We start from the raw sequence: 11,299 nt of genomic DNA, 5'->3' as shown, positions 1-11,299 counted from the left end.
GGGCCGCACCCCTGGAGGTGACGGGAGGACCTCAGCGAGTGGCCCTGGCCGGCGGTCGAGGCCAGGGGGCCGTCGGCGGCCAGGGTCGGCTCGTCGGGGCCGACGACGGTCGTGCCGTCGTCCTGCGCCGTGCGGTGCCAGGGCGAGCTCGGCGGCGAGGTGGGCGTCCGGGGGGGGGGGGGGGGGCGGGAGCGGCCGCGTTCGCGGTGTGCAGGCCGGTCAGTTCGACGCGGTGGCCGTGCGTCGCCTCCCCGGGGCCTCACCAACCCGTCAGCAAAAGGTGATTGACGAGCAACGCGAGCACCGCCTGCACCGTCAGCCAGGCACGCGCCCCCGGCAGCCACGCGCACGCCGGCAGCAGCCACACCGCGAACGGCAGCCAGATCCGCTCCGTCTCCGCCTTGCTCATCCCGGACAGGTCGGCGACGAGCAGGGCGACGAGCGCGCCGAGCACGAGGAGCGCCAGGCGTACCTCGGCCCGCTCCGTGCGCCGGACCAACGCCCCGCCCGCCCGCCGCAGCCCCGCCACCGTCGCGAGGCCCACGATGACGACCGTGCACGCCAGGTTGGCCCACACCCAGTAGCCGTACGGCCGCACGCCGCCGGCGCCCTGGTGGTAGCGGGTGACCAGCAGACGGTACGCCTCCCACCAGTCGAAGCCCACGGCGGTGAAGGCGACGGGGACCACCAGGAAGCCGGCCAGCAGGAAGGGGAGCGGGCGGGCGCGGTGGGAGCCCGGCAGCAGGACGGCGGCGGCGATCACGGCGAAGAGGGTCAGGCCGTACGAGAGGTAGACCGTCCAGCCGAAGAGGAGCCCCGAGACCAGCCCTGTCCACCGCGGCCGTGTCCCCGTCACCGCCAGCGCGAGGAACGCGACCGCCCACGCGGCGACCGCCGCGAAGTACCCGTCGGCCGAGGTGCCCACCCACACCGCCGCGGGAGCGAGCGCGAGGAACGGCGCGGCGCGGCGGGCGAGTTGCTCGTCGGCGAGGGCGCGTACGGCCAGGAGGACCGCGACCGCGGCCGTCGTACCGACGGTGATGCACCAGGTTCCCGCCCAGCCGCCCCCGCCCAGGCCGATCCGGTCGAGGAGCACGAAGGTGAGGGTGGCGCCCGGGGGATGGCCGGCGACATGGGCGGGCCAGTTGTCGGGCGACTCGAGCAGGATGTGGCCGGAGAAGTCCCGGAGGGCGGCGGGGAGGTCGTGGAAGCGGTCGACGACCCGGAGGTACTCGTGCGGAGTCGTCAGCTGTCCCGCGACCCCTTGGTACCAGCCGTCGATGAGGGCGAGGGACCAGGTCCAGGCCATCCCGGTGACCCAGGTCGCCAGGAGCAGGGGGCGCCACGGCAGCCGGACCGCCAGGGAGGGGCCGTACGCCACCACGGCCGCCGCGACGGCGAGCGCGGCCGGCGTGCCGGGCCCGAGATGCGGCTCCCAGTCCGCCAGCAGCGGCGGCCAGTTGACCCGGAGCGTGCCGTACCGGTGCTGGATGCGGGTGCCGACCACAGCTGCGGTCACGACGAGCAGCGCGGCGGCCGCTGCGGTGGACAAGTCATGGCGGAGGTCGCGGTTCACGCCAGAACGCTAGGGCGGGCACCCTCCTCCGGACGGCTGACAGGCGCGGACGTCAGGGATTCGTCATGGTTCACGCACCCCTTCCCGGGGTGCGCCGGACCTACCGTCGGGGCATGGCACGGTCTCCCTTCTCCCCCTCCTTCTGGCGCAGCCCGCTGCGCGGCCCCTGGCTGACCTCGCTGCTCGGCGTCGTGCTGCTCGGCGGCGTCACGGTGCTGTTCGTGACGGGCCTGGTCTCCTACGCCGCCTACAACCCGAACCTGTCACCGGTGAACGACAAGACCCCGGACAAGGGGATCCTGGGCTTCTACCTCTTCTCCTGGCCGACCGACCCGCACTGGCTGTACCGGCTGAACCAGGGCGTCCACGTCACGCTCGGCATCACCCTCGTCCCCGTGCTGCTGGCCAAGCTGTGGTCGGTCGTGCCGAAGCTCTTCACGCTGCCGCCCGCACGGTCGCTCGCACACGCCCTGGAGCGGATCTCGCTGCTGCTGCTGGTCGGCGGCGCGCTGTTCGAGTTCGTCACGGGCATCCTCAACGTCCAGCTGGACTACGTCTTCCCCGGCTCCTTCTACACCCTGCACTTCTACGGGGCGTGGGTGTTCTTCGCGGCGTTCGTCGCGCACACGGTGCTGAAGATGCCCATGGCCTGGCGCAATCTGCGCCACCTGCGGGAGGAGGAGACCGAGTTGGTCTCGCCGGATCCCGCCGAGCCGACCGTCTCCCGGCGCGGCGCCCTCTGGTTCGTCGGCGGCGGCTCGCTGCTGCTGTTCGCCACGACCGCCGGCCAGAACTTCGACGGGGCCCTGCGCCGGACCGCGCTCCTCGCCCCGCACGGCGGCGCCGAACCGGGCAGCGGACCCGGCGGGTTCCAGATCAACAAGACGGCCGCGTACGCGGGGATCCGAGCGGCCGAGACGAGCGAGGAGGCGTGGCGGCTGGTGGTCGTGGGACGGGACGGGCGCACGGTCCGCCTCAGCCGTGCCGACCTGCTCGGCCTGCCGTTGCACAGCGCGGCGCTGCCCATCGCCTGCGTGGAGGGCTGGTCGACGTCCGACCAGTGGTGGCGCGGGGTGCGGCTGCGGGACCTCGCGGCCCTCGTCGGATACGACGCCGACCCGCCCGATGTCCTGGTGGAGTCGCTCCAGCGGCGCGGCGCCTTCCGGCGGGCCGCCCTGCGCGCCAACCAGGTCGCCGACCCCCGTTCCCTGCTCGCCCTCTCCGTCAACGGCGAGGACCTGACCCCCGACCACGGCCACCCGGCCCGGATCATCGTGCCGGCCGCGCCCGGTGTGCTGAACACCAAGTGGGTGGCCCGGATGACGTTCGGAGACCTGTGATGCGCCTGCCCCGTGCGGTGATCGGCAGTCCCTTCCACCTGCTCCTGCTCGTCAGCTCGTTCGCGCTCGCGGGATACGCGGGTGTGCGCCTGCTGGAGGACGACTGGTTCGGCGTCGCGCTGTGGTTCGTCGGCTCGGCGGTCCTCCACGACCTCGTCCTGCTGCCGCTGTACGGGACCGCGGACCAGGTGCTGCTGCGCGGGTGCGAGGCGGCCGGGCGCCGGACGTGGGTGTCGTACGTCCGCGTCCCCGCCGCGCTGTCCCTGCTGCTCCTGCTGGTTTGGTTCCCGCTGATCAGCGGCCGGGTGGCGGACCGCTACACCTCCGCCACCGGCCTGTCCGCGGACGGCTTCGCGGCCCGCTGGCTGCTGATCACCGCCCTGCTCTTCGGCGGCTCCGCGGCGGTGTTCGTCCTGCGGCGGCGCAGGGCGTCGAAGGAACGGACCTGACGTCCCCGGTTCCAGGCCGCCTACGCCGCCCGCGCCTGCGCGGACGCCACCGGGAACCCCTCCGTACGGAACACCCGCCGCTCGGCGTCCACCGCGAACACCTCGCAGCCCTCCCGCGCGGCGGCCCACTCGACGCCCTCCGCGCCCAGGGCGAACGCGGCGGTCGCCACGGTGTCCGCCACGGTCAGGGAGGACGCCACGACGGTGAGGGACAGCAGCCCCGTCGCCGGACGCCCGGTGCGGCCGTCGACGATGTGGTCGCCGCGCTCATAGCGGGCGGACGTCGCGATCGCCCCGTCGGTGAGCTCCGCCACCGTGCACACCTTGTCGGCCTGGTCGGGGTGGCGTACACCCACCCGCCAGGGCCCGCCGGAGGCGACCACGTCACCTCCGGCGTTCAGGACGAAGCGCCGCGCCCCCGCCGCCTTCAGCAACCCGGCCGCCCGCTGCACGGACCAGCCCTTCACCACCGCGCACGGATCCAGCCCGCGCCCGGGCAGCCGTACGTCGAAGGCGCCGCCGGTGGCGACCCGGTACTCCTCGCACAGATCGAGGACCTCACGCAGATCCGCGCTGACGTCCCCGTCCGCCAGCTCGCCCCGGTCCAGCCGGCAGACCTCGCTGTCGGCCCTGAACGGGCTGAACCGCGCGTCGACCTCACGCAGCCACGCGAAGACCGCGTCCGCGGTCTCCTCGCCGACGTGCTCGTCGTCGACCCGCAGCGAGACCGGGAACCCCATCACCTGCTCGACGCGGTGCATGTCAGGCGTCCGCCTCGTCGATGGTGGCCTGGAGGGACTTCTTGTAGGCCTCGCTCGTGATCGTCGCGCCGGACACGGTGTCGATGTCCGCGCTTTGCGCCTGGAGCGTCTCCGCGACGAGCTTCGGTACGGCAGCCGTCGTCTGGGGATGATGGGGCTGCTGGAGCATCTTCACAGCCGTGATCTTGTCGCCCTGGAAGGTCACCTGGACCTGCACCGGGCCCTTCTCGGTGGTGATCGTCGGGCTCGTGACGACCCTCGAGCCGCTCGACGTACCGGACGACGACGATGTCGAGGCCGACTCGGCCGACTCGGTGGTGGACGTCGTACCGGTCGACGGCTCGTAGCGCCAGACCGGGATCAGGCCCACGACGGACAGGACCAGGACGGGTATTGCTCGCTTCACGGTGTTCTCCTCGGTCCCGTCATCCTGCCAGGCTGAAACGCTCGAAGTGGATCTGCGGCTTCGGCACGCCCAGCTCGCGCAGGTTGCCGATCACCGCGTTCATCATGGGCGGCGGCCCGCACAGGAAGACGTCCCGGTCGGTGATGTCCGGCACCAGCCGCGCCAGCGCGGCCGGCGCCAGCTTGTCGGGGGCGGCCGGGCCGGTCACCAGGTGCAGCTCCGCGCCCTTGGCGTGGGCGAGGTCGCGCAGCTCGTCGTAGAGGACGGCGTCCTGGTCGGTGGCCACCCGGTAGATCACGACCGCGTGGCCGTGCAGCTCCTCCAGGAGCGCGCGGATGGGCGTGACGCCGACGCCGCCGGCGATGAGGACGGCCTCCGGGCGGGTGCGGTGCAGTGCGGTGAGGGCGCCGTAGGGGCCCTCGGCGAAGACGCGCGTGCCGACCTCGAGGTGCCTGAGGGCCGCCGAGCCGTCGCCGGCCGCCTTGGCGGTGAGCCGCAGCGTGCGGCCGTCGGGCGCGGCCGACAGGGAGAACGGATTGGCCTGCCACCAGCGGTCCTTGGTCAGGAACCGCCACAGGAAGAACTGGCCGGCCCGCGCGGGCAGCTTGTCCAGGTCGCGGCCGGTGATGTAGACGGACACGACGTTGTGGGACTCGGGGACGACGGCGGACACGCGCAGCTGGTGGCGCCGGTTCCGCCACAGCGGCAGGACCAACCGGCCGGTGAACACCGCGCCGAGGGCCACGCCCCACACGCCGTACCAGTACGCCTTCGCCGCGGGTGAGGAGGTGAAGGTCGTACCGACCGCGACCTGGTGGGTGAAGGCCAGCACCACGGCGACGTAGGTGTACAGGTGGATGAAGTGCCACGTCTCGTACGCCAGCCGCCGCCGCGCGAACCGGGCGGAGACGACACCGACCACGATGATGATCCCCAGCGCGACGATGGCGCGCAGCACGCCCTCGGTGGTCTCCGCGAGGTCGACGAGCTGGTTCACCGGGTCCAGCGAGGACGACTCGGCGTAGCCGAAGGTGATGAACACGGCGTGCGCGAGCAGCGTCCACAGGACGCTGAAGCCGGTCCAGCGGTGCCAGGAGGTCAGCCGGTCCATGCCGATCCGGCGGTCGAGCCACGGCAGCCGTGCCACCAGCAGCAGCTGGAACGCCATGAGCAGCGCGCCGAACAGACCGGTCAGCCGGCCGAGCACGATCAGCGTGTTCGAGGCGAAGCCCGCGGCGGAGAAGAAGTAGAGCACCGCGGCCACGTTCGCGGCCAGCACGGCGTACAGGCCTGTGCGGGCGACCACCCTGGGGCGTATCGCCGTGGGGGGCGCAGGGGGCGATTGGACGGTCGTCGTCACGGGCGACAGCTCCTTGATCTCGTCTGTGGTTACCGAGCTTGTCCGTCCGGAGCTGTCGAAAAGCTGTCGTACTTCTTTCAAGTGTTTATCGATGTGGCCCCGGGACCCCACCCGCCCCGGGGGACCGGCGCCGGGTGCCGCACTATGAGCGGGTGGAGAAAGTACGTCTTCTGGTCGTGGACGACGACCCGCCCATCGCCGACCTCGTCGCGACCGTCGCCCGCTACGAGGGCTGGGAGGCGGTCACCGCGAACTCCGGCGAGGAGGCGCTGCGGCTGGCCGCCGAGTTCCACCCGGACATCGTGGTCCTGGACCTGATGCTGCCGGACGTGGACGGTTTCGGCGTCCTGGACCGGCTGCGCGGCGCCGGGACGATGGTGCCCGTGGTGTTCCTCACCGCCCGCGACGGGGTCGCCGACCGGGTGGCCGGGCTGACCCGGGGCGGCGACGACTACCTGGTCAAGCCGTTCGCGGTGGAGGAGCTCATGGCCCGGCTGCGGACCGTGCTGCGCCGCAGTGCCGGGCCCGGCTTCCAGCGCTCGGTGCTGCGGGTGGGCGACCTGATCATGGACGAGGACACCCGAGAGGTGCGCCGCGGCGAGAAGCTGCTCACCCTCACACCGACCGAGTACGAGGTGCTGCGCTATCTGATGCGCAAGTCGCCGACCGTGCTCACCAAGGCGCAGATCCTCGACCATGTCTGGGAGTACGGCTTCGGCGGCCGCTCGAACGTCGTCGAGCTCGTCGTCAGCAGGCTGCGCCGCAAGCTCGACGACACCGGCGCGCCGCTGATCCACACGGTGCGCGGCTTCGGGTACGTGATCCGGCAGGCCGCCGAGTGATCGGGCGGCTGCGGCGGACGTACGGCAGCCTCCGGCTGGGCACCAGGCTCGCGCTGGGGCTGGGCGGGCTGGCGCTGGTCGTGTTCGCCGTCGTCGGCACGGCCCTGACGACGTACATGCGGGACTATCTGTCCTCCCAGCTCGACACACAGCTGGCCCAGGCCCAGATCGCCCAGTCCAGGAGCCTCGCGGACTACGGCACGCTCTCGGGGAAGAAGTACTACAGCTGGTTCTACGCCGTGTACGACGTGTCGGACGGCGCGGCCGTGCTCCGCAGGCCCGAGGACCCGGCGGACCTGCCGGACGACGTCGACGACTTCACCGCCGTGGCCCAGGCGCAGACCACCGCGAACACGGAGGTGCTGCGCACCGAGCACCTCCGCGGCAAGGGCGAGTACCGGCTGCGCGCCTGCGAGGTCGAGCCCGGCGTGGTCCTGGTCAGCGCGGCGCCCATGGAGGACATCGAGGACACCGTCGGCCGGCTGATCGTCGTCCAGGTGGTCACCTTCGTCCTCGCGCTGCTGGCGCTCGTGGTGTTCGGGCGGGCCATGTTGCGGCGTGGCCTGCAGCCGCTGAGCGACATGGCGCACACCGCCCGCGGCATCACCTCGCACGACCTCACGGACTCGGCGCGGCTGCCCGTGCGCCACGACCGGCGCGGCGGCGGGCCCGAGGTCGAGGAACTGCGCACCGCGTTCAACACGATGCTGGAACACATCGACGACTCCCTCGCCGTGCGCGCGGAGGCGGAACAGCGCCTGCGCCGCTTCGTGGCGGACGCCTCGCACGAGCTGCGCACCCCCCTGATGTCGGTACGGGGCTATGCCGACCTCTTCCAGTACGCGGCCGCCAACGCCCCCGAGGAACGCGAAAAGCACCTGGCGCGCCTGCGCGCCGAGGCCGCCCGGATGGGCTTTCTCCTCGACGACCTGCTGCTGCTCGCCCGCCTGGACGCCGCGGAGGTCCAGACGCCGCTGCGGCCGCAGGAGGCGGACCTGGTGGAACTGGTCGAGCAGGCCGTCGACGCCTTCCGGGCCACCCACGCCGACCACCCCCTGACGGTCGCCCCCGGCCCCGCCACCCTCACACTCCGCCTGGACCCCCACCGCATCCGCCAGGTCCTGGACAACCTCCTCACCAACGCCGCCGTGCACACCCCGCCCGGCACGCCGGTGTCCGTGACGCTGTCCCTGACCAACGGCGCCGCCCAGGTCCGGATCGCCGACGCCGGCCCCGGCATCCCACCCGCCGACCGGGAACGCGTCTTCGACCGCTTCTACCGCGTCGACAAGGCCCGCAGCCGCGACCGGGGCGGAAGCGGTCTGGGCCTGGCGGTGGCACAGTCGCTGGTACGGGCCCATGGCGGCCGGATCGAGGTGAGCAGCGGACCCGGGGCGACGGTGTTCACGGTGACGATCCCACTGACGCCGGTCGGCAATGCCGGCCCGTCCGGCGTTTGAGGACGAGGCCCGTTCAGGGCCGACGGGGGTCCAGGGGGCGGAGCCCCCTGGCGGGGTGGAAGGGGCGGAGCCCCTTCAGGATGGGAATGGGTAGGGGCGGCGGGGGCGAAACACTTACGGACCCGTGACGAGACCCGCGCGGAGAAGCCCCGGCACCCCTGCCGGCCCTAGCGTGAGCTCATGCGCGTACTGGTCACCGGCGGAGCCGGGTTCATCGGATCCCATGTCGTCGAGGCGCTCGCGGCACGCGGGCACGAGCCCGTCGTGTACGACGTCCGCACCGCCCCCGAGTCGGACGTGCGCAACCCCTACTCCCTCCACCACGCCCTGACCGGCGTCGACGCCGTGTGCCACCAGGCCGCGATGGTCGGCCTCGGCGTCGGCTTCTCCGCCGCGCCGGAGTACGTCTCCCGCAACGACCTCGGCACGGCCGTGCTGCTCACCGCCATGGCCGACGCGGGCGTACGGCGGCTGGTGCTGGCGGGGTCGATGGTGGTGTACGGGGAGGGACGGTACGAGTGCGCCCGGCACGGCGTCGTACGGCCGGGCCCCCGTGCCGTCGCCGACCTGGACGCGGGCCGGTTCGAGCCGCCCTGCCCGGTGTGCGGCGCCGCTCTCGTCCCCGGCCTGGTCGGGGAGGACGCCCCGGTCGACCCGCGCAACGTGTACGCGACGACCAAGCTCGCCCAGGAACACCTCGCGGCGGCATGGGCCCGCGCGACGGGCGGCACGGCGGTGTCGCTGCGCTACCACAACGTGTACGGGCCGGGCATGCCCCGTGACACCCCCTACGCCGGCGTCGCCTCCTTCTTCCGCTCGGCCCTGGCCCGCGGCGAGGCACCGCGCGTCTTCGAGGACGGCCGCCAGCGCCGGGACTTCGTCCATGTGCGGGACGTGGCCGCCGCGAACGTGGCCGCGCTGGAGGCGACTTCGTCGGCTCTGCCGGAGGGCGCCCTCACGGCGTACAACACCGGCAGCGGCGCCCCGCACACGGTCGGCGAGATGGCCCACGCGCTCGCCGAGGCGTACGGCGGCCCCGAGCCGGTCGTGACCGGCGAGTACCGGCTGGGCGACGTACGCCACATCACGGCGGACTCGTCACGGCTGCGGGCGGAGCTGGGATGGCAGGCCGAGATGGGGTTCGCGGACGGGATGCGCGAGTTCGCCGAAGCCGGCATGCGAGGGGCGTAGCCTCCAGTGCCATGGACCGGTGGTGCTGCCCGCCTTCAGGAAGCGGCGGCGGGCAGCACCACCTCGAAGCGGCAGCCGCCGGGGACGTTCCGTACCGTGGCCCGCCCGTCGTGCGCCTCCACGATGCCGCGCACGATGGCGAGACCGAGCCCCGCGCCCGCAGGCGGCGTCCGGGCGTGCGAGCCGCGCCAGCCGGTGTCGAAGACGCGCGGCAGGTCCTCCTCGGGGATGCCGCCGCAGCCGTCCGTGACGGACAGGACGACGCCTTCGGGCGAGCGCTCGGCGGCGATGGCGACGGTGCCGTCGGCGGGCGTGCGGCGAATCGCGTTCACCAGCAGATTGCCCAGCACCCGGCTCATCTCCTTGCCGTCCACCTCCACGGGAACGGGTTCGACCCGGTCGCCGACCAGCCGTACACCGTGCCGGCGTGCCAGCGGGTCGGCGCCCGCGAGCGCGTCGCCGACGAGGTCGTACAGGGAGATGCGGCTCGGGCTCAGCGCCAGCGTCCCCGCGTGGATGCGGGACAGCTCGAAGAGGTCGCCCACCATGCCGTTGAGGCGCTCGACCTCCATCCGGATCTGCTTGAGGTAGCGGTCGGGATCGGCGGCGACCCCGTCTTCCAGGGCCTCCGCCATCGCGCGCAGGCCGGCCAGCGGGGTGCGCAGATCGTGGGAGATCCAGGCGACGAGTTCGCGCCGCGAGGACTCCAGGGCGCGCTCGCGCTCCCGGGACTCGGCGAGCCGGGCGCTGGTCGCCTCCAACTCGCGGCTCAGCGCGGCGAGTTCGGCCGTGGCGGGCCCGTCGGGCGAGGTGAAGTCCCCGCGGTCGCCGAAGGAGCGGGCGGCGAGCGCGAGGGCGTGGCTGCGGGCGGCGACCCAGCGGCCGAGCAGCAGCGCGGTGGCCAGGGAGACGACGGCGGCCATGGCGACGACGGTCGTGACGACGGTCAGGTCGTGACCGGACAGGAACATCGCCTGCGCCACGGCGAGCGTGCCCGCGAGCATCGCGCCGATGCCGACGCCCGCGACCACGGCGAGGTGCGCGATGAGGGAGCGGCGCCGGATGACCATGAGCACGCAGGCGCCGAGCACGCCGGCGGCCGCGGCGCCGAGGAAGGCGAAGAGGGCGATGAGGAGGGTGTCGCGCACGGTCATCACCCCTCGGTGCCGGAGCCGGTGGCGTCGAAGCGGTAGCCGACGCCCCAGACCGTCTGGATCAGCCGCGGGCGCGCCGGATCGTCCTCCACCTTGCCGCGCAGCCGGCGGACATGGACGGTGACGGTCGACAGGTCCCCGAAGTCCCAGCCCCACACCTCGCGCATCAGGTCCTCGCGGCTGTAGACCCGGCCGGGGTGGCGCAGGAAGAAGGCGAGGAGGTCGAACTCGCGGATGGTGAGGGAGAGTTCGCCGCCGTTCTTCACGGCGCGGCGGGCCGCCGGATCGACCGAGAGCCCGGCCGCGCGGAGTGTGCCCGCCGCCTGGGCCGGGCGGGTGCGGCGCAGCACCGACTCGACCCGCAGGACGAGTTCGCGGGGGCTGAAGGGCTTGGTGACGTAGTCGTCGGCGCCGACCTCCAGGCCGAGGATGCGGTCGTCCTCGTCGCCGCGCGCGGTGAGCATGATGACCGGCACCGGCCCGTGGCCCCGCATCCGCCGGCACACCTCCAGCCCGTCCATCCCGGGCAGCATCAGGTCCAGGACGACGAGGTCCGGCCAGTGCGCGGCGGCCAGGGCGAGGGCGTCGGGGCCGTCACCGGCGCGGTCCACGACGTATCCGGCGCGGTCGAGGTATCCGGTGACGATCTCGGCGACGGTGGGATCGTCGTCGACGACGAGGACGCGGGCCCCGGCCTGCGCGTTCGGCTGCTCATGCTCCATGCAGCCAGCGTCGCACCCCACGCGCGCGCGTGGCGCCG

The 11,299-nt window shown here is 73.2% G+C and carries 11 protein-coding genes; 5 read left to right on the top strand and 6 right to left on the bottom strand.

The genetic code is table 11. From position 1 onward, the window contains the following. Window positions 1-259: 259 nt before the first annotated feature. Entirely contained in the window at window positions 260-1,576 is a 1,317-nt protein-coding gene (locus tag ACIBU0_RS12660) for a hypothetical protein (protein WP_398815926.1), read from the bottom strand. Window positions 1,577-1,689: 113 nt separating this feature from the next. On the opposite strand from ACIBU0_RS12660, the gene ACIBU0_RS12655 reads away from it, so the two are divergent. After that, window positions 1,690-2,916, top strand: coding sequence for a molybdopterin-dependent oxidoreductase (locus tag ACIBU0_RS12655; protein ID WP_398815923.1), 1,227 nt, complete (start codon window positions 1,690-1,692; stop codon window positions 2,914-2,916). Next, complete coding sequence (locus tag ACIBU0_RS12650; RefSeq protein ID WP_398815920.1) at window positions 2,916-3,365, top strand: hypothetical protein; 450 nt, start codon at window positions 2,916-2,918, stop codon at window positions 3,363-3,365. Before ACIBU0_RS12655 ends, ACIBU0_RS12650 begins: the two co-directional genes overlap by 1 nt. A gap of 20 nt (window positions 3,366-3,385) precedes the next feature. Here ACIBU0_RS12650 and ACIBU0_RS12645 read toward each other — a convergent pair whose 3' ends face one another. From ACIBU0_RS12645 to ACIBU0_RS12635, 3 genes are read right to left on the bottom strand one after another with little or no spacing between them, the layout of a single operon-like run. Continuing rightward, a complete protein-coding gene (locus ACIBU0_RS12645) occupies window positions 3,386-4,126 on the bottom strand; it encodes an FAD:protein FMN transferase (RefSeq protein ID WP_398815918.1) in 741 nt (246 codons plus the stop codon). A gap of 1 nt (window position 4,127) precedes the next feature. Then, complete coding sequence (locus ACIBU0_RS12640; protein ID WP_398815915.1) at window positions 4,128-4,532, bottom strand: FMN-binding protein; 405 nt, start codon at window positions 4,530-4,532, stop codon at window positions 4,128-4,130. Window positions 4,533-4,551: 19 nt separating this feature from the next. Continuing rightward, window positions 4,552-5,892, bottom strand: coding sequence for a ferric reductase-like transmembrane domain-containing protein (locus tag ACIBU0_RS12635; RefSeq protein ID WP_398815912.1), 1,341 nt, complete (start codon window positions 5,890-5,892; stop codon window positions 4,552-4,554). 152 nt (window positions 5,893-6,044) lie between these two features. Here ACIBU0_RS12635 and ACIBU0_RS12630 point away from each other — a divergent pair, with 152 nt between their 5' ends. The 3 genes from ACIBU0_RS12630 (at window position 6,045) to ACIBU0_RS12620 (ending at window position 9,385) form a co-directional block, all read left to right on the top strand. Further along, window positions 6,045-6,734, top strand: a complete 690-nt coding sequence (locus tag ACIBU0_RS12630; protein WP_398815909.1) for a response regulator transcription factor — start codon at window positions 6,045-6,047, stop codon at window positions 6,732-6,734. Further along, on the top strand, window positions 6,731-8,194 hold the full coding sequence (locus ACIBU0_RS12625; protein ID WP_398815907.1) for an ATP-binding protein: 1,464 nt from the start codon (window positions 6,731-6,733) through the stop codon (window positions 8,192-8,194). The genes ACIBU0_RS12630 and ACIBU0_RS12625 overlap by 4 nt, the downstream gene beginning before the upstream one ends. 180 nt (window positions 8,195-8,374) lie before the next feature. After that, complete coding sequence (locus tag ACIBU0_RS12620) at window positions 8,375-9,385, top strand: NAD-dependent epimerase/dehydratase family protein (protein WP_398815904.1); 1,011 nt, start codon at window positions 8,375-8,377, stop codon at window positions 9,383-9,385. Window positions 9,386-9,420: 35 nt separating this feature from the next. Here ACIBU0_RS12620 and ACIBU0_RS12615 read toward each other — a convergent pair whose 3' ends face one another. Together ACIBU0_RS12615 and ACIBU0_RS12610 are read right to left on the bottom strand one after the other, a co-directional pair. Further along, window positions 9,421-10,533, bottom strand: coding sequence for a sensor histidine kinase (locus ACIBU0_RS12615; protein ID WP_398816892.1), 1,113 nt, complete (start codon window positions 10,531-10,533; stop codon window positions 9,421-9,423). Between the two features lie 5 nt (window positions 10,534-10,538). Continuing rightward, on the bottom strand, window positions 10,539-11,261 hold the full coding sequence (locus ACIBU0_RS12610) for a response regulator transcription factor (RefSeq protein ID WP_398815901.1): 723 nt from the start codon (window positions 11,259-11,261) through the stop codon (window positions 10,539-10,541). Window positions 11,262-11,299 lie beyond the last annotated feature (38 nt).

This window comes from Streptomyces sp. NPDC049627 (assembly GCF_044465645.1).
Classification (GTDB): Bacteria; Actinomycetota; Actinomycetes; order Streptomycetales; family Streptomycetaceae; genus Streptomyces.
This window is presented reverse-complemented; position numbering and strand designations above follow the sequence as displayed.

What these genes read in the sequence shown, in the direction of transcription:
- ACIBU0_RS12610 (WP_398815901.1), bottom strand. Translation starts at nt 11,261, where the DNA reads ATGGAGCATGAGCAGCCGAACGCGCAGGCCGGGGCCCGCGTCCTCGTC.
- ACIBU0_RS12645 (WP_398815918.1), bottom strand. Translation starts at nt 4,126, where the DNA reads ATGCACCGCGTCGAGCAGGTGATGGGGTTCCCGGTCTCGCTGCGGGTC.
- ACIBU0_RS12655 (WP_398815923.1), top strand. Translation starts at nt 1,690, where the DNA reads ATGGCACGGTCTCCCTTCTCCCCCTCCTTCTGGCGCAGCCCGCTGCGC.
- ACIBU0_RS12650 (WP_398815920.1), top strand. Translation starts at nt 2,916, where the DNA reads ATGCGCCTGCCCCGTGCGGTGATCGGCAGTCCCTTCCACCTGCTCCTG.
- ACIBU0_RS12620 (WP_398815904.1), top strand. Translation starts at nt 8,375, where the DNA reads ATGCGCGTACTGGTCACCGGCGGAGCCGGGTTCATCGGATCCCATGTC.